Raw genomic sequence first — 23,780 nt, forward strand, 5'->3', positions numbered from 1 at the left:
GATTCTACGCGGCGGGGTGGCTGCGCTGTTCCGGCGCTGGTGACGCCTGCCATGTCGCGCCGCAGGCGATGCAGACGCGGCAGCCGTCGGGGTCGGGTGGGCGGAGTTCGCCGAGGCAGGCGGCGCAGAGGCCGCGTTCGGTGGTCGCGGACGCGAACCGGCGCGGCGTGATTCCGAGTTCGCCGGTCAGGACGCTGAACGCGCCGAGACCGAGCGCGAGCGACAGCGCGGCGATGCCGGCAGCGGCGACGGTCCATTCGGAATCTTCGAGGTTCCCGATCCGGGTGAACAGGCTCAACACCCAGAACGTCGCCACGCCGAGTAGCATGGCAAGCGACCAACGGATCCAACGCCCTTCGCTCCGCACAGCGTGCCGGAGCGACCGAACCTGCTCTGTTCCGATCGTTTGTCGCCGCGACTTGCCGATGCCGATCAGCCAGGAGTCGGTCCGCCGAACGAGGACGCCGCGGGCGTCGTTGACGATCGGCGGATTGAGCAGCAACATCCTGAGAACAACCGGGGGCTTCGTCGTCAGCGGTGGTTGAGGGCCGTCCCAGTGGGGACGGGTCACGCGGGAGGCCGCCCAAGCCGCGCCGCACTCGGGGCAGATGACCGCGCCGTCGGCCTGCCGTTCAAGCCCCCTGAGTGAGTAGCCGCACTGCGCGCAGAATCCGTGCGCCGTGAGTGTCGCGCCGATACCCCGCCGGATTCTGAGCGTGGCGAGCGCTCGATCGACGTGCTGCATCACGGCGAACGTGATCAGGACGGCGAGCAGACCGCCGATCGAGCCGACGCGGCCGCCGAACAGCCAGAGCAGTGTCGGGAAGACGACCACCAGAACGACAAGCGTCGCTGGCATCGCGAGCAGAATCCGTTGCATCGACCATCGGCGCGATACCTCGTCGCGTACTCGCTTCAGATTCCGTTGCAGCCTGCGAGCCGCATCGCGTTCTGCCTGCGAGTCGGCGCGGAGGGCCAGTTCCGCCAGGGCGACCGGCTGGTACGGCGCGCCGCGATCGTCAATCGGTGAACGTGGCATCATCGAGCAGCATACACGCCGCCGGTGGCTGCATCAGCCGCGCACGGCGGCAAGGAGTTCGCACGGCCTCCGGCGGTTCAGTCGCGCGATCGATGGCGCGGCCGCGCTCAGGCACATCAGCAGCACGAAGCCCCATCCGGCCGCGATCGGCAGCAGCGGCGGGCGTGGGGTGAGCGACAGGCCCAGCAGCAGGGCGTTGAGCCGCGTGCCGCCCCATGCGCCCTGCGTGCCCATGAGCGTCCCGAGCAGGCACGCTGCGGACGCGATTAGCAGGGCCTCGCCCGCGATCAGGCGGAGCAGGAGGCCACGTTGAGCGCCGAGGGCACGCAGCACGCCGAACTCGAACTGGCGTGCCTCGACCCCGGCAACGATGACGTTGGCCACACCGAAGCAGGCGATGAACATGCTCAGCACGGCAAGAGCGCTGACAGCGAGCAGCGTGCCGCGGATGAACTCCTCGATCTCACGCCGGATCATCCGTCCGCTGCCGGCGTCGAGGATGCCCGCTGCAAAGAGTTCGCGCCGGATGGTGCGAATCGCGTCGGCATCGTCGGCGTCGTCGGCCAGATCGATCTGGATCATGTTGATGGCGTCGGAGCCGAAACGCTCGCGCAGGTCGCGCCGGCTCCCGAACACGGCATGGACGGCCTGCTGGAGGTACTCGTCGCCGACGTTGAAAAACTTGCTGACGACGTCGAGGCCCGGGCTGGTGACGACGCCCACGATCTCGAACTCGTGCAGCACGCCGTTATCCTCGCAGCGGAAGACGTCGCCGACACCCATCCCCTGGGCGACCTTGAACTCGCGGGCAACGATGACCGCGCCGCCTGCTTCGAGTCGGCGTTGCGCTGTGGCGGGGTCACCCTCCACCCAGGTGAGATTGGACATGCGAAAGAACGGCTCAGGCTCGAAGGCGATGAAGGTGGTGCGGTAGCGTTGCAGGGCGCGCACCCCGAAGGCGTCGGTCTCCACCGGGTGCAGCGTGATGGCGCAGGTGTTGGTGACGAAGGGGAGGGCGTCGAGGGCACGCACGCTTTCATCCGTGAGCGCGAGGCCGGTGACGAACGCGTCGGGAAACTTCAGTTTGCCGAACCAGTCGCGGAGAACCGCGCCGCCCTGGGTCCAGAGCGCGACCATCAGGGCAAGGCCGGCCATCATCGCGCCAGCGGTGAAGCCGTATCGGAACGGCGTCGCCCGGATCGTTCGCCCGAGCAGCCTGCGAGGCAATCCGAGCACGGCGGAGACCACGGGCCCGAAGGCAGCCGATGCGAGGAGCATCGCGGGAAGGCCGAGCAGGAAGTAGCCGGTGAGCATGGCGGGCAGGCCGAGGGTAACGTAGAGCCAGAAGGCAGTCTGGCCGTCGTTGGGCGTGCCGATCACGATCGCGTGTGTCGCAGCTCCGGCGAGTCCCGCAATGGTGACGGCGACGACGGCTCTGCGTGTCGGCCTGCGTGCGCGAGCGGCGAGCGCTCGCAGCGGGCTGGTGCGAGAAGCCCGCCATGCCGGTGCGAGCGCGCCGGCAACACCGCTCGCCAGCGCGCCGGTGAACGCAAGGCAAATACCGAGCGGCAGCACGCGAGGGCCGGCGGGCACCTGCTCCGGAAACGCGGCAATGAGCGACCCCGCGACCAGCAGGCCGAGCGGGACGCCGATCGACCCTCCGAGACCGCCGACGACGGCGCCGACCAGCAGTTGCGCGCCGCCGAGCTGGCCGCGCGAGGCGCCGATGCACCGCAGCACGGCGAGTTCTCGCTCGCGCTCAACCGCATCGGTCATCATGCCCGTGAACGTGATGAAGGTGGCGGTGAGGAAGGCGAGGAAGGTCGCCAGCGCGAGGCCGAGTTGCGTCGAGGCAATGCTGCGTTCGACGCCGGAGGTCACGCGAGCGCTGGTCTGGAGCACGACGCCGGGCGGCATCTCGGAACGGCGTGTCACGACGATCTCCTCGGCGCGGTCCGGCTCTCGCAGCACGGCGTCGATCTCGCTGAGCCTGCCCGCGCGCCCGGTGATCGAGCCGAGGCCGTCGAGCGTCATGTACGCCTGCGGTCGGCCTCCGAGCGGCGGCTGGGCCGCGATGCCGACGACGGTGAGCCGCACGGGCCGACGGAGAAGCCGGACAATCTCGACCTCGTCGCCGACGCGCACGCCGACGCGGCGGTTGATCTCCTCGGCCTTTCGTGCGTCATCCAGGCGATCGGGAACCTCGGGCGCGGAGGTTTCCCAGACTCCAGGCCCTGCCACGAGCGTGAAACCGCCAAGCGAGGCCTCGGCGTCCCGTGCGGCGAGCCAGGTCAGCCGCTCCGCGAGCGCGGCGTCGATGACGATCTCGCCGGCTTCGCGTGCCTCGCGTCCGGCGAGGATCGTGATCGGCCGGACCAGCGAATCATCTTCGAAGGAGACGCCGAGCGCGAGAGCGGACGCTCTCAGCGTGAGTTTCGCCGCCTCGCTCCGGCCGTCCATCTCGGCCAGGAACGCCGTCGTGAAGACGATCGATACGGTGTCCTGCAACCGTCCCGCGGCGGCTTTCGTCTCCGGCCACGAGCGGACCGTGCCGAGGAGCGAGGCGTCGAAGGTCTGTCCCGTTCCGGTCGGGCGAACCTGCAGGTCGGCGCGGCCGACCGCGGCATCGAGCCGCATGCGCACGGACTCGTTGATCGAAGCCATCGCGCAGGAGACGGCGGCGATGAGTGCGGCCGAGAGGGCGACCGCCGCGACGAGCAGCGCAGTGCGCCTACGCCGCCCGGACAAACTGCTGGTAGCGAGCCGCCACGCCGGACGCATCGAGTCCCTCCGTGTCGATCTTTCCCTCGACGCGCCCGTCGCGGAGCACGTACACACACCGGCAGTGCGTCGCGGCGGCCGGTTCGTGCGTGACCATCACGACTGTCATCGCCCGTTCCGCTGCGAGCGAGGCGAGCAGGCACCAGAGACGGTCGGCGTTCGCCGAGTCGAGCGCACCCGTCGGCTCATCGGCGAGCAGCACGGGTGGCGAGAAGAGCAGCGCCCGTGCGATCGCCACCCGTTGCTGCTCGCCGCCTGAGATGGCATCGGGGCGGCGATCGGCAAGGTGTCCTACGCCCAGTTCGTCCAGCAGTTCGCGGCTTCGCTGCGCAAGCGTGTGCGTCGGCTCGCCGGCCAGCACTCCCGGCAGTTCGACGTTTTCGCGGGCCGTCAGAGTCGGGATGAGGTTGAACTGCTGGAAGACGATGCCGACGCCGCGACGCCGGAACTCAGTCGCCGCCCGTTCGTTGAGCGTGTGCAGGGGCCGCTCGCCGTGCCAGACTTCGCCGGCGTCGGGGCGGTCGAGCGCGCCGAGCAGGTGAAGGAGCGTGCTCTTGCCGCTCCCGGACTGCCCCATGATGGCGTAGAAGCCCGGCTCGGGGACGTGCAGGTCCACGCCGCGCAACGCCTCGACGCGCTGCGACCCTGTCTGGTACGCCTTGCTGACGCCGACGCACCGGATCATGCGGCCACCGCCCCTCGCCCGTGCCGTTCGATGCTGGAACGTCGCCGTCTCACGCGCCGTACTTGGCGTCGTAGGCGGCCGCTTCCATCAGGCCGCCAAGCCCTGCCGCGTCCTTGATCCTGATCTTCACGAGCCAGCCGGCACCGTACGGGTCGCTGTTGAGCAGACTCGGATCTTCGGCGACGGCCGGGTTCGTCTCGACGACTTCACCGGCGCACGCGCAATAGACGTCGCTGGTGGTCTTGACGCTCTCGACTTCGCCGACCGAGTCGCCGGCACGGAATGCGAAGCCTGGCTTCTTCATCTCGACGTAGGTGACGTCGGTGAGTTGATCCACGGCGAACCGCGTCAGACCGAGCGTGAGCGCGTCGCCGTCAACCTTGTGCCATTCGTGCGAGTCGGAGTAGCGACGGTCGGACGGGCTTGCCATGAGCGTTCCTTCGGAAGTGGGTGGTGTCAGGTTCGGCTCGGTCGCTTCGGGTCGGGGTGAGCCTGCCCGAACGGGCCGAATGGTATGGGTGACGACCACAAGTGGAAACCCCAAGTCTTTTCTCTACTTGCGGGTCTGCTTGACACGAGTTGAACGATTCCGCTATCGTGGCTGCTTCACGCAGTCTCTCCCCTCCGGACGGTCGGTGCCTCACGGCCCGACCGTCTTTCTTTGTCTTGCCCACCCTTCCTGGCTTGTCGTGGCGGTTCAGGGGTTGCTCGGGTAGAGTGTGTCGGCTGGAGGGGTATCCACGGACATGCTGCTGACGCTGACAGTAACCGACGCGCGACCTTTTCTGGCCACGCGCCGCCCGTCTGGAAAGCCGGACCTTCATGCCCTTCCGACCGTCGTGGCCGACGATCTGGGGCTTCACGGCCTGAACCTTTCGACCGCCTTGCTTGCCGGTGCGGAGGCACGCGACCTGGAGCGGCTTAGGGAGAGCGCGGACAAGGCTCGTTGCTCGTGCCTCGTGCTGATCGAACCCGGCCCGCTCGGCTTCGCCAGCCCGGACGAGGACGAGGGCGAGAAGGTCGTTGAGAGGGCAAAGAGGGTGTTGCAAGCGGGGGCATTCCTCGGCTGCAACGCGGTCTCTGTCCGCATCGAAGCGGACGTCTCGGAAGAGAGCGGGGAGATCGTTGCCGAGCGGCTTCGGCCTGTCGTTGAGCGGGCGGAGAAGCTGGAAATCAACTTGGCCATCAGCCCCGCACCCGGCCTGACAGCCGAACCGAACCGGCTCACTGACCTCATCAAGTCGGTGGGAGGATTCCGGATCAACACCATGCCCGACTTCCAGGCCGCGGCGGCGTCCGCCGAGCCGGTGCAATACCTGCGCAGGCTGACTCCCTACGCAGCGGCGGTCTCTGCCTCCACTGTCGCGTTTGCCGTGCCCGCTGGGTCCAGACCGCGCAAGAAGGCGGCGCCGGAGGCGGAAGCATCGGAAGGATTGGTGCCGCCTGAGCACACGGCCTACCCCCTCGACCCGATGGTTCGGGCGGTCGTGTCCGTGGGGTTCGAGGGCAATCTTGCCGTGGAGTACCGGGGCGAAGGAGACGCTACACTGGGCGTAAAGATGAGCCGCGCGGCCTTGGAGGATGCGATCCGCCGGGCCGTTCAGGCATAGTGCCTTTGCCGACGGGGGTTGGGCCGAGCGATGGATTCACGCGGCGCAACGATCCCGACCCGCCCCCGACCACGGATCGCCGTGCCTGCCGACCTGCCCATCATCATCACGATCGACGGCCCCGCGGGAACGGGCAAGTCGTCCGTCGCCCGTGCCCTCGCGTCGCGGCTTGGGCTGGATTTTCTCGACACCGGGGCGATGTACCGGGCCGCGGCGGCCATCGTGATCGACCACGGCATCCCGCACGATGACTACGGCGCCATCGTCGAGAAAGTGCGGAGCGCGGACCTGCACTTCGACTGGTCCCGGGATCCGCCAGCCATGCTGGCGTGGGACAGACCCATCAACGGTCGCATCCGCGAGCCGGACGTGACCGCGATCGTCTCCCCGATCTCTGCGATCCCGGAACTGCGAGCGCACATGGTGCAGAAACAGCGGATCATCTGGCACCAGCACCCTCGGCTGGTCTCAGAAGGGAGGGACCAGGGGTCGGTGGTCTTCCCGGATGCAGCGGTGAAGTTCTACCTGGACGCTGACCCGGCAGAGCGTGCCCGTCGCCGCGCCGACCAACTTCGTACGGCAGGCCTGCCCGCTGACGAGGCCGACTTGCTTCGGGACATTGTCGAACGGGACCGGTCTGATTCCACCCGGCCGGTCGGGCCGCTTATCTGCCCGCAGGACGCTGTCCGGGTGGACACGACGCGGCTCTCCTTTGACGAGGTCGTGGACCGGCTCGAAGACGAAGTCCGAGCGCGGATCGCCGCCCTGCTCTGACGGCTGGCATGGCGCGTGGGAAACGCCGGACCGGTACCCTCCGCTCATGTTCACAAGGCTGCGGGCCAGGCGCCCGGGAACCACACTGGGCAACCTGTTCGTCTACGAGACGATGCGGCGGCTGCTGTCGCTGATCCTCCGCGTGCTGTACCGCCCTGTTGTGCAGGAAGTTACGCGTGTACCGCCGACGGGGCCGGTCCTGCTTGCCGCCAATCACCAGTCGTTTCTCGACCCTCCCGTGATCGGATTCGCGGTTCGGAACCGGCATCTGGATTACGTCGCCCGAGCGGGACTTTTCGCCTCACCCGCGTTCGGTCGGCTGATTCGTGCTCTGAACGCGATCCCGATCAGCGAGGAGGGCGCGGACGCGGTCGCCATCCGCGAGATTCTCAGGCGGCTGGAAGCGGGGCGGGCGGTGCTCATCTTCCCGGAAGGCTCGCGCACGCCGGACGGGGCGATGCACGAGTTCAAGCGGGGGGTCGCCGTTCTTGTCCGCCGGTCATCGTGCCCCGTCATGCCCGTGGCGATCGAGGGTGTCTACGACATCTGGCCTCGTTCGTCGAAATGGCCGCGCCTTTTCGGGTGTCGTGTCGCCGTCCGCTACGGCAATCCGATTCCCCACGACGAACTGCTTCGCCACGGCCCGGACGCAGTGCTGGACCGACTACGACGGGAGATCGACGCGATGCGGCTCGAACTACGCGCGGAACTGCATCGTCGCTCAGGGGGGAGGTTCCCCCCGTCAGGGGCGGGAGATCAGGGTGTTGAGGCTGCCTGATGGGCACTCACTTGGCCGTTGAGCGTCCGACGACGCCGCAGAGCCGGTAGAGGATTCTGGCACCGACGTTGGCGTCCCACTCGTCGCCGTCCGGGCCGGGCGCAACCTCGACGAGGTCGAACCCGACGACCCGTCTCCCGGATGCCGCGAGCGTCGCCAGGAGGAGCGAGACTTCGCGCCACGACAGGCCACCGGGCACGGGGGTCCCGGTGTGGGGGCAGAGGGCGGGGTCGAGGCCGTCGATGTCGAAGGTGACGTACACGCGCTCGGGCAGGGCCTCGACGATCCGTCGGCAGCGCTTGGCGAATGAGCGGGCGTCGGCCAGACGGTCGAAGAGGTCGTCGTCGTAGTGGACGATGACACGGCGCTCGTCGCTGCTACGCAGGTCGGCGTAGGCCTCCTCTCGCTCGCCGAAATCGCGGATGCCGACCTGCACGACGCGCTTCACGCGAGGCTCGTCCTCGAGCACGTTGAACATGACGGAGGCGTGCGACCACCGGAAGCCCTCGAAGCGGTCACGCAGGTCCATGTGGGCGTCGATCTGCAGTACGCCGATGTCGCCCCAGCGTTCGGCGCACGCGCGGATCGCCCCATAGGAGACGCTGTGCTCGCCGCCGATGACGCCGGGCACTCGGCCCTCTTCCAGCGCAGCGAACACGCGTTCGGCGACGAGGGCGTTCATCTGCGAGCCGACCATGTCCACCCTGCCGACGGCTTCCTCATCGCCCGGCCCCGCGCCGCCGTGCTGGATGATGCGACGCGCGTGCTCGCGGGCCTCGTTTCCCCAGAGGCGGAAGCGGGCGTCCTCCTCCTCCATGAAGATGCCGTGGTGCCAGACGGGTCCGAATCGTCGATCGTGCAGGTCAACCTGTGCCGACGCGGCGCGGATCGCGTCCGGGCCGTGCTCGGTGCCCCCGCCGTAGGAGGTCGTGGCTTCGAAGGGCACGGGGATGAGGACAATGCCGGCGTCGTCGCGTGCCGTCGGCAGGCCGAACACGCCCGCGCCCGGCGCGACCGCCGCGTCTGGGTCGAAGGTCATCTCGTCGCTCCTCTTGCGCGGGCGTCCGCCCGACGGGGCACGATAGCCGAACGGCTATCCTCCGGTATCCCAACAACCAATCGGGAGCCGACATGAGCGACGCCACCGAGTCCGGCAAGTCCAGGCCCGAGGAATCCGGCCCGATCCCGCTCGGTCCCGAGCCGGAGCCGACCAGGCCCGCGCCATTCAAGGAAGGCTTGCTCGACGACTTTGACGAGGATGCGGACCTGCTGAGCGATCCCGAGGTCGAAGCAGCGATCAAGGGCAAGCCGAAGACCGACAGGGCGAAGCCAGACGACGAGAAGCCGAAGGAGCGGCTCGATTTCGTCCTGCCGATGCCCGGCGGCTGGAGATTGCCGGCGATCCTGGGAACGGTCGCGCTCGTCGCCGCGCTGGTCTTCAACGGCCTGAACACGCCGCTCCGCCCCGTCGCGCTCGCGGTCGTGAAGACGCTCTACGAGACGCTGATGCACACGGGCACGGGCGTCGCGGCCGTCATGGTCGCGTCGCTGCTGACCGAGCGACGCTTCTCCCGCTTCGAGCAGGCCGCGGGGCGGATGTTCCTGGCGGTATCGGCGTTCGCACTGGTCGTGAACCTGAAGGTGCCGATTCCCGGGCACATCGACGAGTTCGTGCTCGCCGCGGTGGCGTACGCGGGCGTGGTGTGGTCGTTCTTCCGCCTGCCGCCGCGGGAGACGCTCATCCTGATGGCGTGCCACTTCGGGATGTGGCTGGCGGTCGCGGCCGGTGGGCTGCTGGGGGGCGCGCTCAAGCCGGTGGCGGCGTAAGGGCGCTTCAGCGGGCGTCCGGCGCTTCCGCTTCAGCCATGGGCGCGGCATCCTCGGGCGGGAGGCCCTGGATGAACGTCTTGCCCCGGTAGAAGAACTTCGCAAAGACGACGTACGCGACGGACGTCGCCGCCATCAGCCCCGCGAAGAACCAGTAGTAGTCCACGGGGCCGAGCCTGGAACCCGCGGCGGTGATCACTTCGTTCGTCGCCGAGTCGCGCACCTCGGGAATCTCGATGACCTTGTTGACCGCCGCCGTCACGAGATTGCCGAGCGACACGCCGAGGAAGTAGACGCCCATGATGAACGATTTCATGCGGGCGGGCGCCTGGGTGTAGGCGAACTCGAGGCAGACGATCGACACCATGACCTCGGCGGACGTCAGGACGACATAGGCGAGGAACTGCCAGCCGATGTTCGGCATCTCGCCCATGTACTGCTGCACGCGGGTGTCGTGCCAGCCCGCCTCGGCCGCGGCGCGGAGCGCGGCGTTCAGGTCTCCGGCTCCCGCGATGCCGGCCTCGTTCAGCGCGGCCCAGAGCGCGGCGGCGGCCTCGGGCGCCAGCTCCTGGATGCCCATCTCGATCCAGGCCGAAATCACGAACGAGAAAGCCGTGAGGGCAAGCCCTAGACCGATCTTGCGGAGCGGTGTCGGCTCGAAGAACCTGCCCATCAGCGGGTACACGCCGTAGGTGAACGTCGGGATGAGGATGAGGATGAGGATCGGATTGACGGCCTGCACCTGGGATTCGAGCCAGGTCACACCGAGGAACTCGAGGTCCATCGCTCGCGCCTGGAGCACCCACGCCGAGCCGGTCTGGTCGAAGATGCACCAGAACATCGGCACGAAGACGAGGAAGAGCGGAGCGAGGCCCGCGATCGCCCGCAGCCCGTCGGGGCTGAATGTCTCCTCACGGAACCGTGCCCACCCCGCGGGCGCGATGTGAACGAACCGCTTGCGCCCGAGCCAGAAGACGAAGGTGGCGACGCCCATGAGCACGCCGGGGACGCCGAATGCGAGCCACGGTCCGCCGAACGTGCGCAGCACCTCGCCGGTCGCGGGGTCCTTCTCCAGCGGGATGCCCGCGAGAAAGACGGGGGTCAGGAGCGAGCTTGCGGTCGCGCCGAGGTTGATCGAGAAGTAGAACCAGTTGTAGACCTGGGTGAGCAGCCGCTTGTTGCCCTTGCCGAACTGGTCACCGACGTGGGCCGAGACACATGGCTTGATGCCGCCCGCGCCGATGGCGATGAGGATGAGGCCGGCAAAGAGCAGCGGCTTCATGTCCCACGCGCCGGTGATCGGGCCGAGGTCCATGAGCGCGAGGCAGCCGTGACCGACGCAGTACATGAGCGAGATGAGCAGGATGGTGCGGTACTTGCCCCAGAGGATGTCCGACACCAGTGCGCCGAGGATCGGGAAGAAGTACGCGGCCGCGCTGAAGAGGTGGTACCACTGCTTGGCCTGCTCGTCGGACATGAACGCGGGCTGCCCCGCCGAGTCGAGCAGGTGCTTGGTCATGAAGACGGTCAGGATCGTCTTCATGCCGTAGAACGAGAACCGCTCGGCCAGCTCGTTCCCGATGATGTACGGGACGCCCGGCGGCATCGTCGTGCGGGTCTGGTCGGGCGACGAGCGGTACTTCGAGGATGCCATCGGCGTCCCTTCCTGCTTCGGGTGGGGCGGCGGGGAGGATAGCGGATCGTCCTTGCGGATGCGGCGCTTGTGGCCGGACGCGGGAGGCCGTACCTTGACCGCCCGACCCGCGACGCAGGAGAAACCCCGATGTCCGACGCCGCCCCCGCCCGCCGCAAGGGCCTGCTCGACATGATCGAGTGGGTGGGCAACAAGCTGCCCGATCCTGCCTTCATCTTCGTCTTCGGGGCCGTGCTGGTGATGGCCCTCTCGGCGATCGGGCACTCCGCCGGTTGGGCGGTGCAGCCGAAGATGCTGCGGCCGGTGGTCGAGACCGTGCTGGACAATGAGGGCAGGCCGGTGCTCGACGCGGAGACCGGACGGCCCGTCACGCGCCCCGTCCTGGACGAGCAGAGCAGGCCGGTTCTGCAGCTCGTCGATGACCTGAGCCGCAACGACGGCCGGCCGTTCCGCACGCGGAACCTGCTCTCGGCGGACGGGCTGTACTACGCGATCTCGAGCATGGTGGACAACTTCGTCAACTTCCCCCCGCTGGGCGTCGTGCTCGTCGGGATGCTGGGCATCGGACTGGCGGAACGGTCAGGGTTCATCGGGGCCGCGCTCAAGGCGATGATGGTCGTCGTGCCGAAGCAGCTGCTGACGCCCACGATGATCTTCCTCGGCATCATGTCGTCGCTGGGGACGGACGCGGGCTACGTGGTGCTCCCTCCCGTCGCCGCGGCGTTGTACAAGTCGGTCGGCCGCTCGCCGCTGGCGGGGATCGCGGCGGTCTTCGCCGGCGTGTCGGCGGGCTTCAACGCGAACCTGCTGGTGACGAGCCTCGACCCGCTGCTCGCGGGCTTCAGCACCGCCGGGGCGCAGGTCGTCGACCCGGGCTACGCCGTCGCCCCGACCTGCAACTGGTGGTTCATGATCGCGTCCACCATCGTCATCACGGGGGTGGGCTGGGTCACGAGCGACTTCCTCGTCGAGCCTCGCTATGCGCGCAAGGCGGCCGCGGAGGGCGGGCCTTCGCCGGTGACGGCCGAGGACGCCGCGGCGCAGCGGCTGCGCCCGGAGGAGATTCGCGGGCTGTTCTGGGCGTTCGGCGTGCTCGCCGCGGCCACGCTGCTCTTCGTCTGCTTCAAGCTCATCCCGGGCTGGCCGTTCGACGACGCACGGGGGCGCATGGGCGCGATCCCCGGTCTCAGCCGCGCGGGCGACCACTTCGACCGATGGGTCGAGGCCATCGTGCCCCTGCTCTTCATCCTGTTCCTGCTCCCCGGCGTCGTGTACGGGGTCGTGGTCGGGACCGTCCGCAACAGCGGCGACGCGGCGCGGCTCATGGTCGAGTCCATGGCGGGCATGGCGCCGATCATCGTGCTCGCGTTCTTCGCGGCCCAGTTCATCGAGTACTTCAAGTACTCGAACCTCGACAAGATGCTCGCCTACACCGGCGGCGAGTTCCTCGCGGGGGCGAACCTCAGCCCCGCGGTGCTCATGGTCGCCTTCGTGCTGCTGACGGCCGTCTTCAACCTGTTCGTCGGCTCGATGAGCGCGAAGTACGCCATGTTCGCCCCGATCTTCGTGCCGATGTTCATGATCATCGGCGTCAGCCCGGAGCTGACGCAGGCCGCCTACCGCATCGGCGACTCGACGACGAACATCATCACGCCGCTGAACGCGTACCTCGTCATCATCCTCGTCGTGATGCAGAAGTACGCGCCGAAGGCGGGGATGGGGTCGCTGATCTCGATGATGCTGCCGTACACGGTCACGTTCACGATCGTCTGGCTCGTGCTGCTGCTGCTCTGGATGAACGCGGGCTTCAGCCTCGGGCCGGGCGGGCCGCTCGTCTACGAAGTGCCGCACTGATCGCTCAGACGCGCGCGGGGACGGGCCTCCCCGCCGCGAGCGTCGCGGTGATCCACCGGTCGTCCCAGGCGTAGAGCAGCCGCGCCAGCGGGTCCGGGGCGTCGCGCCACGGCACGTCGGGCGTGACGACGACGAGATCGGCCCACGCCGTCGGCGCGATGCGGCCCGAGTCCTTCCATCCGAGGGCATCCGCGTTGCCCGCCGTGATCTGCCGCCAGCAGTCCGCGGCGGTGGGGGGGGTGTCGCCGCGCGCCTTCGCGGTTTCGAGCATCGCCCGGGCGACGCGGACCATCGAGCGGTCAGGCCCGCCGGCGATGTCGCTGCCGAGCGCGAGGCGGACCCCGTCGCGCAGCAGCCCGGCGCGGTCCATGCTCCCGGATCGCAGGAAGGTGTTGGCGGTGGGGCAGTGGGCGACGACGCTCCGCGTGCGCGCCAGGGCGGCGCGCTCGCGGCCGTCCAGCCGGATGCCGTGGCCGAGGATCGTCCGATCGCCGAGCAGCCCGGCGCGGGCGTAGACCTCGGTGTACGGCGTGCCCGCGAAGAGTTCCGCGACCCTCCGGCACTCGGCCTCGGTCTCGGCCAGGTGCGTCTGCACCGGCGCGCGGGTCCGCTGTGCCAGCGCGCCAGCGCCGGCCAGCAGCTCCGGCGTGCACGAGACCGCGAATCGGGGCGTCACCGCGCCCTCGACGCGGGCCGTGCCGCGGAGCGCGTCGAGAAACGCCCCGGTCTCGGCGAGCAGTTGCAGCGCGGGCCGGACCAGCTCGGCGGGCGCCCCGCGGTCCATGAGCGTCTGCCCGAGGATGGCCCGCACGCCGAGATCGTTGACGGCGCGCGCGGCCGCGAGCGAGCCTTCGTAGTGCACCGTCAGGTACGCCGCGATCCCGGTGGTGCCGAAGGAGGCCAGCTGCCGGCAGGCCCGCAGGGCCATCGCACCGGCGACGTCCGGGTCGGCCCATCGGGCCTCGGCCGGGTAGATCACGCGGTCGAGCCATGTCAGCAGCTCCATGCCGTCCGCGCCGATGGAATCGAACTGCGGCAGGTGGACGTGGGCGTCGATGAAGCCGGGCAGGATGAGGGCGTCGTCGCCGCCGAGGTCCGGCCTGTCGGCGCGGTCGCCCTCGCGCACCGCCACGATGCGGCCGTCTCGAACGACGATGCTGCCGTCGGCGAGGCGCAGGCCGTGCCCGCCCTCGCGCGGGTCGGGCAGGAGCATCGTGCCGGTGATGAGCATGGGCCGATCTCGCGTCCGCCGCGCTCGCGGGGTACAGTGCGGCGGCCCAACGGTAGCCCTTGCGCCGCCCGTGGCCCGTTCGTGTATGACGACTCACCCCGACAGCACGCTGCCGCCCCAGGCCCGCGCCGCGATCGCCCGCTTCAACGATCGGTCGGCCACGGTCGCCGTCGTCGGGCTTGGCTACGTCGGTCTGCCGCTCGTGCGGGCGGTGCACGACGCGGGCTTCCGCGTGGTCGGGTTCGACGTTGACGCCGCCAAGATCGCCATGCTGCGGCGCGGCGAGGCGTACCTGAAGCACCTCGGCGAGGGTTTCGTGCGCGGCCTGGCCGCGTCGGACCGCTTCGAGGCGACGGACGACCCCGCCGGCCTCGCCCGCGCGGACGCGATCGTGCTCTGCGTGCCGACGCCGCTCTCGCCGGAGCGCGAACCGGACCTGTCCTTCGTGGAGCGTTCGACCGCGCTGGCGGCGGCTGGCGTGCGCGCCGGGACGCTGGTCAGCCTCGAATCGACGAGCTACCCGGGCACGACGCGCGAGGTCTGCCTGCCCATCGTCGAGCGGGCGGCGCGGGCGCGCGGCCTGGAATGCGGGCGCGACTGGTTCCTCGTCTTCAGCCCCGAGCGCGAAGACCCCGGCAGCGCGACGCACTCGACGCGCACCATCCCCCGGCTCGTCGGCGGCGTCGACCCGGCCTCGACGGCCGTGGGCGTCGCGCTCTACGCGGCCGCGCTGGAGCGGGTCATTGCCGTCGAGTCGGCGGAGGTCGCCGAGGCGGCCAAGCTGCTGGAGAACGTCTACCGCGCCGTCAACATCGCCCTCGTGAACGAGCTCAAGCCGGTGCTGGCCGCGATGGGCATCGACGTCTGGCAGGTCGTGCGCGCCGCGGCCACCAAGCCCTTCGGCTTCCAGCCCTTCTACCCCGGGCCGGGGCTGGGCGGGCACTGCATCCCGATCGACCCGTTCTACCTCGCGTGGAAGGCCCGGCAGGTCGGCGAGCGGACTCGCTTCATCGAGCTGGCGGGCGAGATCAACAGCCGGATGCCCGAGCGCGTGGTCGATCGCGTGGAGGCCGTGCTGCGCGACGAGGGCCGCGCTCTGCGCGGGGCGGACGTGCTCGTGCTCGGCCTGGCGTACAAGCCGAACGTGGACGACGTGCGCGAGACGCCCGCCGCCGAGATCATCCGGCTGCTCTCGGAGCGCGGCGCACGCGTCGCGTACCACGACCCGCACGTCCCCGCGTTCCCGCGGATGCGGCGCTACCGCTTCGAGCTGGCGTCGGAGCCGCTCACGCCCGGGCGCCTCGCCCGGGCCGACTGCGTGCTCGTGGTCACGCACCACGACGCGATCGACTGGCAGCTCGTGGCGGACCACGCCCGGCTGGTCGTGGACACCCGCGACGCGATGGCGCGGGCGCGCCCGTCGCGGGCGCGGATCGTCAAGGCGTAGGTCGCGCGGATCGGGTGAAGCCCCGCCCTCCGGGGCGGCCCGACGCGACGCGGCGGCGCCGTGCATCCCGTGCGCTTGCCCCCGGCGCCGGGTTCCTGCCGCCCGGACGCGGCCGATCGCGCGGCCTTTGCGCCTCTGGACGCCCCGGAAGCCCCCGCAGGCCGTGCCCGCGCGCCTCGGGCACGGGTCCGAACGGCTGCGGCACGTGCCCGCGCGCCTCGGGCACGCGTCCGAACGGCTGCGGCACGTGCCCGCGCGGCCCGGGCACGGGTCCGCGAGCCCGGGACACGCGCCCCGACGACGGCGGCGGCGGCCGTCCGGGCGCGGGCGGCATGGAACGCCTCCGGCGCGGGGCTACGGCCGCGCTTCGGCGTGCGGGTCGTCGGCATCGGTCGGCCCCGAGGACGCGGCGGCGGTCTCGGAACGCCCCGGCCACGGCTGCCCGAGCCACGACTCGTACACCGCGACCTGCGGGTCCGTCGGCTCCTTGACGCGCGTGAGCGTGTACCCGCCCGGCCTCGGCTCGGCGGCCTTGAAGCGCGTCTCGCGCAGCTCGTCGCGGCGGATGAACGCGATGAGCACGTCCTGCCCCGGCTCGATGCGCCGCAGCCGCCGGTCGAGGTCCGCGGCCCGCAGGCGCATCCCGTCCAGCGCGACGATCTGGTCGCCCGCGATCAGGCCCGCGGCGTAGCCCGGGCCGTCCGCGCGGGCCGCGGCGACGACGGCGAAGTCCCCCTCCTGGCGCAGGTCCAGGCCGAGGTACGACTTCGGGTCGTCGTCGCGGGGCTTGCGCGGTTCGAGCGTCAGGCCGGCGACGGCGCAGGCGGCTTCGAGGTCCAGCGGCTCGACGCCGGTGACGTACCGCTCGAAGAACTCGTCGAAACTCGTGCCCGTGTGCCGCTCGAGCGCGGCGAGCAGGTCCGCGGTCGTGAAGCCGCCGGACTCGACCGTGTGGCGGCGGTACAGGTCAGCCATCACGACGTCGAGCGAGGCGGCGTTGTCCGTCAGCCGCCGGACCTCCATGTCCAGCATCAGGCTCACGAGCGCACCCTTCGAGTAGAACGAGACCGTCGCGTTCACGGAGTCCGGCGTCGAGCGGTTGAACTTGATCCAGGCGTCGAACGAGGACTCCGCGAGGCTCTGCACGCCGATCCCGGGGCGGGCGCGCTCGCTCGCCACGCGGCCGGCCGTGTCGCGCAGGTAGTCGTCCGGCCTGACCAGCCCGGCGCGCACGAGCGTGACGTCGGTGTAATACGTCGTTGTGCCCTCGGCGACCCAGAGCAGGTCGGTGTAGTTCTCGCGCAGGTAGTCGTAGGGCACCAGCCCCGCGGGCCGCAGCCGCTTCACGTTCCAGGTGTGGAAGAACTCGTGCGAGGCCAGGCCGAGCAGGCGGCGGTAGGCGTCCCCCCCCTCGACCGCGGCAGGCGTCGTCTGCATGATGGTCGAGTTGAGGTGCTCGGTGCCGCCGCTGCCGCCGGGGTAGGCGTGGATCAGGAAGACGTAGCGGCCGTAGGGCAGATCGCCGAAGATGTCGCGCTGCGCGGCGACGATCTTCGCGAAGTCCTCGCGGAGCCTGTCCGCCGCCGGCTCGCACCGGCCCCAGATGACGATCTCGTGCGGCACGCCGTCCACCTCGAACTCGACCAGGTGGTGCAGGCCGACCTCGACGGGCGAGTCCACGAGCACGTCGTAGTCGCGCGCGATCCACGAGCGGTCGAGGCGCGGGTCGGGGTCGAGGCCGGTGGCGACGCGCCAGCCGTCCGGCGCGTCGATCGTGACGCGGACCGGCTCGGCGCGGCGCTCTTCGGCGTACATGAAGACCGAGGAGCCGCTCAGGAAGGCGTGCGTGTCGTCGGCGTGGCGGGTCCGGTCGGCGAGCGAGTTGGCGTACAGGTCGTAGTGGACACGGACGGTCTTCGCTCCCGCGGTTCTCACCCGCCAGGACGACTTCGCGGTCTTCTCGATCGCCAGAGCGCGTCGGTCGCCGTCCTCGGCACGCACGCGGCGCACCGTCCCCGCGTGGTCGTTGATGGCGTACCGCCCCGGACGCCAGACGGGCAGGTGCAGGTCGATCGTCTCCGCGTCGACGGCGTCGAGGATGAGCGTGACCTCGACCGTCTGCGCGTGGGCCCGGGCGAGCGAGACGACGTACTCCGTGCGCACGCGATCGGCCCACGCCCGCGCATCGTCGCCCGCGACCGGTTGGGCCGTCGCGCACCCGGCAATCCACACGGCCGTGTGCAGCAGCGCGGCCACCATCAACGCAGGCCCATGTCGCATCGCGTTCCTCCGGGTTCAGGCGGGCGAGGCGGAGAACTCCGGCACGCGCGTCCGGATCGCCTCGACGCAGGTCTGAAAGTGGGCGGACTCGTCGAAGCCTTCCGGCAGGAGCGGCAGGAGTTCCTCGAAGCCGATGCGGACGTCGTCGCGGTTGACCGCCGCGGCGAAGGCCTTGTCCTTGAGTTTCTTGCGCACGCTCTTCGGTTCGAGCCCCGCGAAGCCGTCGGGCCGCACCCTGGCGCAGGCCACGAGGAACCCCGCCAGTTCGTCCACGGCGAAGAGGGCGCGGGCCATCGGTGAACGCCTGGGGACGCCCGAGTACTCCGCGTGGCCGAGGATGGCCTCGCGGATGTCCGCGTCCACGCCCAGCGATTCGAGATGCCGCACGCCGACGAATGGATGCTCCTCCTTCGTCGGGTGGCGCTCGTAGTCGAAGTCGTGCAGCAGTCCGGCGACGATCCAGCGGTCCTCATCGCTCGCGTCGAGGAGGCGCGCGTAGGCCCCCATGCACGCCGCGACGCACTCCATGTGCGTTCGGAGCGAGGGGGACTGCGTCCACTCGTGCATCAGGGCGCGGGCCTCGGCGGGCATCATGGCGGGAGTGTAACATCCCGAGGGCGCGGTGACGCGCCGTCCGCCCGTGGCGCCGGGCAAGGGGGAGGAACCGAGAATGGCGAACGGTTGGTGGCCGCTGCGGCCGAAGGCGCTCGTCGGGATGGTGCACGCCGGGGCATTGCCCGGCGCACCGTTCAATGAAACGACGGTGGAGATGCTGGCCGTGCAGGCGGCGGGGGAAGCCCGCCTGCTCGCCGAGACCGGCTTCGACGCGATCATCGTCGAGAACATGCACGACCGGCCGTACCTGCACGGTCGGCACGGGCCGGAGGTCGCGGCCGCGATGACCCGGATCGCGCTCGAGGTCGCGGACGCGACCGACCTGCCGCTCGGCGTGCAGGTGCTCTCGGGCGGCGAGCGCGAGGCGCTGGCGGTCGCGCTCGCCGCGGGGGCGAGGTTCATCCGCTGCGAGAACTTCGTCTACGCGCACGTGGCGGACGAGGGCCTGCTGCCGGACGCCGCGGCCGGGCCGTTGCTCCGCTACCGGCGTTCGATCGGCGCGGAGGCGATCGCCATCATGTGCGACGTGAAGAAGAAGCACGCGTCCCACGCCATCACGGCGGACGTGTCGCTGGCGGAAGCGTGCCACGCCGCGGAGTTCTTCGGGGCGGACGGGCTGGTGGTCACCGGCCGGTTCACGGGCGAGGCCGTCGCGCCGGACGATCTCGCCGAGGCACGGGGCGCGACCCGGCTTCCGGTTTGGGTCGGCTCCGGAGCGACGCCCGAGTCGCTCGCCGCGCTCTATCAGCACGCGGACGCGGTCATCGTCGGCTCGTGGATCAAGCAGGCAGGCGTCTGGTCGAATCCGCCTGATGCCGACCGTTGCCGGGCGATGGTCGAGGCTGCGCGGCGTGCCCGCGCGGAGTAGGACGCCAGCCCGGACGCTACAGTTCGCCCCATGCCCGCCGACTCGCTCGAGTTGCTCCGTCGCTGGTCCGTTCGTCACGATCCGAACGACGCCGGGCTGTGCGAGCGATGGTGGGAACACCCGCCGCGGGACGGATGGGTCTCCACCCGCACGGACGAGCCCTGGCAGATCGGCCTCGGCGAAGCGACGACCGGGATCGCCTGGTACAGGCGGCGTGCGAGGCTGCCGGCGCGATGGCTCGCGCCCGGCCGGCGCGCGTGGCTCCGTTTCGAGGCGGTCGCCACCGACTGCACGGCCTGGGTCAACGGCGTCGAGGTCGGCTCGCACTCGGGCGACTATCTGCCGTTCCAGTTCGACGTCACGGAGGCCATCGCGGGGAGCGAGCGGGTCGAGATCGTCTGTCGCGTCGACCAGGTGGTCGGCCGTCGCCCCGAGAAAGTCGGCGAGGAGCCGTGGATCGGCCACGTCACCAAGGGCTTCCACGACGTCATCAGCCTCCAGCACGCGGGCATCTGGGGCGGCGTATCTGTCCGACAGACCGGGTCGCCCGCGATCAGGCCCGACGGTTTGGCGGTGTTTGCCGACCCGTCGTCCGGCACCGTTCGGCTGCGAGTCGAACTCGAGCCCGGGCACGAGGGCGGGCGCGCGGTCTTCCGCGCTCGTGCGCCAGGCACGGGCGAGGCCGTTGAAACAGAAGCACGCTTCGAGCCGGGCGCGACGACGATCGATGCGAACATGCGGGTGGCGAGCGTGGCCAGGTGGTCGCCGACCGATCCGCACCTCGGCGAGGCCGTCGTGATCGTCCGGGGCAGGGCGCCGGGGCCGCCGGACATCGACCGCGTGCGGTTCGCGTTCCGCACGATCGAGACGGGCGGCCCGGGGAACACGCGCGTTCTGCTCAACGGTCGCCCGCTGCTTGTTCGCGGCGTGCTCGACTGGGGGCACGAGCCGACGCACATCGCCCCCGCGCCGCGCCCGGACGAGGTTCGCGAGCGCTTCGCCCGCCTGCGAGAGATGGGCTTCAATGCCGTGTGCATGTGCATGTGGTATGCGCCGCGGTGGTTCTACGACATCGCCGACGAGACGGGGATGCTGCTCTGGCAGATTCACCCGGTCTGGAAGTCCGACATGGACGGGCGGCTGCTGCCGGAGTACCGCCGGCTGCTCGCGGCGTTCATGCGGCGCGACCGCCGGCATCCGTCGGTCGTGATCGTGAGCGCGACCTGCGAGCACGAACGGTTCCACCCGGACCTTGCCGCGTGGTGGTGGGAGACGGCACGCGCCGAGCTGCCCGGCCGACTGCTCCAGGTGCAGACCGGGTTCCTCAACTGGAGCGACGGTGCGCGGACCGACCTGCACGACGAGCACACCTACGACAACCCCGGCCGCTGGCCCGCGTACTTCGACGACCTGGGTGCCGCGCTCGGCGCGATGAAGCCGAGGCCGTTCGTGATGGGAGAGACCATCATCGGCACCTCGTGGCCGGACACCGCGGGGCTGCTGGCGGCGGTGGGGGGGGCACGCCCCTGGTGGCTGCCGAAGCAACTCGACCGCTTCGTCGAGTTCGAGCGACGCGCGAGCGAGCGGTTCGGCATCGACGCGGCGGCCGTGCTGCGTCGGCGGGGCGATCGATTCAATCTCCTGTTGCGGAAGTGGCAGTCGGAGGTGTTCCGCGAGGATCCCTCGCACGCGGGCTGGGTGATGAACCACCTGCGCGACGTGCCGGTCTGCCAGTGCGGCTTCGAGGACGACCTCGGGCGGTGGCGGTTCGCGCCGGAGCGGACGCGGCCGTGGCTCGCGGACGCCGCGCTGCTGCTGCGCACGCCGGACCGGATGACGGGCGTGCTCGCGCGCCGCTCGCTCAGGCTCGAAGCGGGCATCAGCAACTCCTCGGATCGGGCGGTGAACGCGAGCGTGCGGATCGTCTCGGAGGTCGAGCACGATGCGCCGCGTGCGGGCGAAACCGGGTTCCTGCGAGTCGGAGAGGGCGAGGTCGGGTTCGCGTCGGTCAACCTGCCGGTGCCGAGCGTTGACACGCCGACGCGGCTCACGATCCGCGCCGAGGCCGAGGGAGTCGAGTCGAACGGGTGGGATCTGTGGGTGATGCCCGATCGCTTGCGACTGCCGACGGGCGTTGCGTGCATGGACGGACTGCCTTTCACTGATGCCGAGCGCGAGCCCGCATTCGAGGAACGGGCGTACAGCAGCGGGTGGGCGCTGCCGTGCCGATCGTGGCGGCCCGCGCTGCCGGACACCGCGGCCCTCCTGCCCGACGCAGAGCCCGTCGCACCGGCGCGGGTTGGCGCGGGCAGGTGGCGCGTGCTTGCCGCGCACAGGCTGACGCCCGAAGTGGTTCGGGCGGTCGAGTCGGGTCGCCGTGTGCTGCTTCTCGCGTCGAAGGCCGCGGGTTCACCGCCGAACGAGCCGGTCAATCTCTACGGCCAGGTTCCGCTCGTCCTGGACAGCCGCCCGGGCGGGCCGCTCGCGCCGGGTGAGGGTGATTGGATGGCGGATTGCCTGCTCCACGACCTGAACCGCCGCGTCTGCCGCGCCGTGCCGACCGCTCGCCTTGGCCTCGACGATCGTGTCGAGCCGATCGTCCGCCTCGTGTTCACGCACGATCGCGGCGGGCCCGAGCCGTTCGATCAGCTCTTCGCTGCACGGGTCGGCGCCGGCGTGCTGGCGGTCTCCACGCTCGACCACGCCAGCCCCGCGGGCCTGTACCTGCTTCATCGCATGATCGCGTGGCTCGCGTCGGACGATGCGCCGGCATGGGTGCGCGGTTCCATCGAGACCGGCACCGTCTCGACATGGGCAACCACGCCGAATGAGCCGCGACCGTGAAGGGAGCGGTTTCGGACGTCCTTCGCGCGAGATCGCTCAATCCGGCTTCCTTCCGCGCTCGACCTTCGGCAGCCCCTTGGCGGCCCTGTCGCGGTCGATCACGTCATGCACCGCCCTGGCGGCACGGGCCAGCGCGTCCTCCGCCGTGGGGTTGGTCGGGTGGCGGAGGACGTCGTGCAGGAGCGCGGATATCTCGTTCTCGAGCGCGCGCTGGTAGAGCGATACCGGGACGAAGGCCGGCGCTTCGCCGGAATCCCCTCGCGGCGTCATGCCGTAGCGCAGCCACTCTGCGTAGCGAGCGAACTCGTCCTCCCGCATCGGCGGCACGAGGTACCGCCCCGGCTCGCGCTCGGACTCGATGCCCGACGTTCGCGTGAACGCCTCGGAGTTGACCACGGCGAGGTTGGCCGGCGGCGCGACGCGGAGCGTGTCCCAATACCGGAGCGCCTGCGGCTCGTCCACGAGCCACCGGATCATCCGCCATGCGTCCCGCTTGTGCTTCGCGTGGACGGAGATGCCCCACAGGCACGCGCCGGCGCAGACCGCCTCGACGCGGCCGCGCGGCACGGGCGCGACCGCGAAATCGAGCGAAGGGTTGCGCAGCTGAAAACTCGGCGCCATCCACGAGCCGTCCAGGAACATCGCCGTTCGCCCTTCCGCGAACCGCGAGTGCGGACCGGTCGCCTGCTGCTCGCCGAACGCGGGGACGAACGAGCCGTCCTCGAAGACCATGCTCCTGACCAGCGCGATCGCCTCGACGCCGGCCGGCGAGTCGATCAGCGTTGACAGCCCGTCCTCGCTCCAGAGGGCGCCGCCCGCCTGCGCGAAGAAGTTCATGAAGGGCCACTGCCAGATGAACATGTCGAAGCCGTAGACCTCGACGCGACCGCCTTCACGCCGGGTGAGTTTTCGGGCCGTTTCACGCAGGTCGTCCCACGTCCATCCCTCGCGTGGATACTCCACCGGGTCGTTGGGATGTGCCGCGTTCCAGGCGTCGAAGATGGCGCGGTTGTAGTACAGGCCGATCTGCGCCATGTCCTGGGGCAGTGCGTACAACCTGCCGTCAACCCGGAGCGCGTCGAGCATCTCTGGTGGGATCGCCGCCAGAGCCGCCTCGTTCATGCCGTCCACGGGATCGTCGATGTACGCATCCAGCGGCTCCAGCATCCCGCGATCGACCATCTGGTGATAGTCGGTTACCTGAATCCGCATGACCTCCGCGCCGATGCCGCGGGCGTGCCAGGCGGTGTACTTCGCGGTCACGTCCGGGAAGCGGCGGTACTCGACGCGCAGACCCGGCTCATCGGCCTCGAAGCCGCGGGCGTAGCCGTCCTCGAACAGGCGGTCCTCAAACGGCATTCCCCAGACGGTGAACAGGATCTCGCGCGACCTGGTGTCGGCGCGGTCAGGGGCGAGGATCGCCGTCGGCGCGAGAACCGCTGCTGTGCCCGCCGCGATGCCGAAGAGGACAACAGCCGATGACCGCACGCCTG

At 70.2% G+C, this 23,780-nt stretch carries 18 protein-coding genes; 8 read left to right on the forward strand and 10 right to left on the reverse strand.

Features of this window, described 5'->3' with window-relative positions:
* Positions 1-4: 4 nt before the first annotated feature.
* The 4 genes from FBT69_11475 to gcvH are packed head-to-tail and all read right to left on the reverse strand — an operon-like array spanning position 5 to position 4,935.
* Complete coding sequence (locus FBT69_11475) at positions 5-1,042, reverse strand: zinc ribbon domain-containing protein (protein MDL1905412.1); 1,038 nt, start codon at positions 1,040-1,042, stop codon at positions 5-7.
* A 30-nt stretch (positions 1,043-1,072) separates the two neighbouring features.
* Complete coding sequence (locus FBT69_11480) at positions 1,073-3,820, reverse strand: ABC transporter permease (GenBank protein ID MDL1905413.1); 2,748 nt, start codon at positions 3,818-3,820, stop codon at positions 1,073-1,075.
* Positions 3,771-4,505, reverse strand: a complete 735-nt coding sequence (locus FBT69_11485) for an ABC transporter ATP-binding protein (GenBank protein MDL1905414.1) — start codon at positions 4,503-4,505, stop codon at positions 3,771-3,773. The genes FBT69_11480 and FBT69_11485 overlap by 50 nt, the downstream gene beginning before the upstream one ends.
* A 49-nt stretch (positions 4,506-4,554) precedes the next feature.
* Positions 4,555-4,935 (reverse strand): glycine cleavage system protein GcvH, encoded by a 381-nt coding sequence (gene gcvH / locus FBT69_11490; GenBank protein ID MDL1905415.1) that lies wholly within the window; start codon positions 4,933-4,935, stop codon positions 4,555-4,557.
* A 316-nt stretch (positions 4,936-5,251) separates the two neighbouring features.
* On the opposite strand from gcvH, the gene FBT69_11495 reads away from it, so the two are divergent.
* The 3 genes from FBT69_11495 to FBT69_11505 are packed head-to-tail and all read left to right on the forward strand — an operon-like array spanning position 5,252 to position 7,667.
* The gene (locus tag FBT69_11495) at positions 5,252-6,115 is read left to right on the forward strand and encodes a sugar phosphate isomerase/epimerase (protein MDL1905416.1); all 864 of its coding nucleotides are present in this window, start codon (positions 5,252-5,254) and stop codon (positions 6,113-6,115) included.
* Between the two features lie 30 nt (positions 6,116-6,145).
* Positions 6,146-6,889: a (d)CMP kinase gene (locus FBT69_11500; GenBank protein ID MDL1905417.1), complete on the forward strand. Its 744-nt coding sequence runs from the start codon at positions 6,146-6,148 to the stop codon at positions 6,887-6,889.
* Positions 6,890-6,935: 46 nt separating this feature from the next.
* A complete protein-coding gene (locus FBT69_11505) occupies positions 6,936-7,667 on the forward strand; it encodes a 1-acyl-sn-glycerol-3-phosphate acyltransferase (protein MDL1905418.1) in 732 nt (243 codons plus the stop codon).
* Between the two features lie 7 nt (positions 7,668-7,674).
* Here the strand turns inward: FBT69_11505 and FBT69_11510 are convergent, their stop codons facing one another.
* Entirely contained in the window at positions 7,675-8,706 is a 1,032-nt protein-coding gene (locus FBT69_11510) for an agmatinase family protein (protein ID MDL1905419.1), read from the reverse strand.
* Between the two features lie 92 nt (positions 8,707-8,798).
* Here FBT69_11510 and FBT69_11515 point away from each other — a divergent pair, with 92 nt between their 5' ends.
* The gene (locus FBT69_11515; protein ID MDL1905420.1) at positions 8,799-9,494 is read left to right on the forward strand and encodes a hypothetical protein; all 696 of its coding nucleotides are present in this window, start codon (positions 8,799-8,801) and stop codon (positions 9,492-9,494) included.
* A gap of 7 nt (positions 9,495-9,501) precedes the next feature.
* Here FBT69_11515 and FBT69_11520 read toward each other — a convergent pair whose 3' ends face one another.
* Complete coding sequence (locus FBT69_11520; protein ID MDL1905421.1) at positions 9,502-11,148, reverse strand: POT family MFS transporter; 1,647 nt, start codon at positions 11,146-11,148, stop codon at positions 9,502-9,504.
* Positions 11,149-11,277: 129 nt separating this feature from the next.
* On the opposite strand from FBT69_11520, the gene FBT69_11525 reads away from it, so the two are divergent.
* Positions 11,278-13,002: an AbgT family transporter gene (locus FBT69_11525; GenBank protein ID MDL1905422.1), complete on the forward strand. Its 1,725-nt coding sequence runs from the start codon at positions 11,278-11,280 to the stop codon at positions 13,000-13,002.
* A gap of 4 nt (positions 13,003-13,006) precedes the next feature.
* Here FBT69_11525 and FBT69_11530 read toward each other — a convergent pair whose 3' ends face one another.
* Positions 13,007-14,233 (reverse strand): hypothetical protein, encoded by a 1,227-nt coding sequence (locus tag FBT69_11530; GenBank protein ID MDL1905423.1) that lies wholly within the window; start codon positions 14,231-14,233, stop codon positions 13,007-13,009.
* An 85-nt stretch (positions 14,234-14,318) separates the two neighbouring features.
* On the opposite strand from FBT69_11530, the gene FBT69_11535 reads away from it, so the two are divergent.
* Positions 14,319-15,680, forward strand: a complete 1,362-nt coding sequence (locus FBT69_11535) for a nucleotide sugar dehydrogenase (GenBank protein MDL1905424.1) — start codon at positions 14,319-14,321, stop codon at positions 15,678-15,680.
* Positions 15,681-16,034: 354 nt separating this feature from the next.
* On the opposite strand, the gene FBT69_11540 is transcribed toward FBT69_11535, so the two are convergent.
* Positions 16,035-17,960, reverse strand: a complete 1,926-nt coding sequence (locus tag FBT69_11540; protein MDL1905425.1) for a M61 family metallopeptidase — start codon at positions 17,958-17,960, stop codon at positions 16,035-16,037.
* A gap of 15 nt (positions 17,961-17,975) precedes the next feature.
* Positions 17,976-18,551, reverse strand: a complete 576-nt coding sequence (locus tag FBT69_11545; GenBank protein MDL1905426.1) for an HDIG domain-containing protein — start codon at positions 18,549-18,551, stop codon at positions 17,976-17,978.
* A 79-nt stretch (positions 18,552-18,630) separates the two neighbouring features.
* Here FBT69_11545 and FBT69_11550 point away from each other — a divergent pair, with 79 nt between their 5' ends.
* Complete coding sequence (locus tag FBT69_11550; GenBank protein MDL1905427.1) at positions 18,631-19,443, forward strand: BtpA/SgcQ family protein; 813 nt, start codon at positions 18,631-18,633, stop codon at positions 19,441-19,443.
* A gap of 30 nt (positions 19,444-19,473) precedes the next feature.
* A complete protein-coding gene (locus tag FBT69_11555) occupies positions 19,474-22,287 on the forward strand; it encodes a hypothetical protein (protein MDL1905428.1) in 2,814 nt (937 codons plus the stop codon).
* A gap of 36 nt (positions 22,288-22,323) precedes the next feature.
* Here FBT69_11555 and FBT69_11560 read toward each other — a convergent pair whose 3' ends face one another.
* Positions 22,324-23,775, reverse strand: a complete 1,452-nt coding sequence (locus tag FBT69_11560; protein MDL1905429.1) for a sugar ABC transporter substrate-binding protein — start codon at positions 23,773-23,775, stop codon at positions 22,324-22,326.
* Positions 23,776-23,780: the final 5 nt, after the last annotated feature.

The organism is Synechococcales cyanobacterium CNB (genome assembly GCA_030263455.1).
Lineage (GTDB): Bacteria > Planctomycetota > Phycisphaerae > Phycisphaerales > UBA1924 > CAADGN01.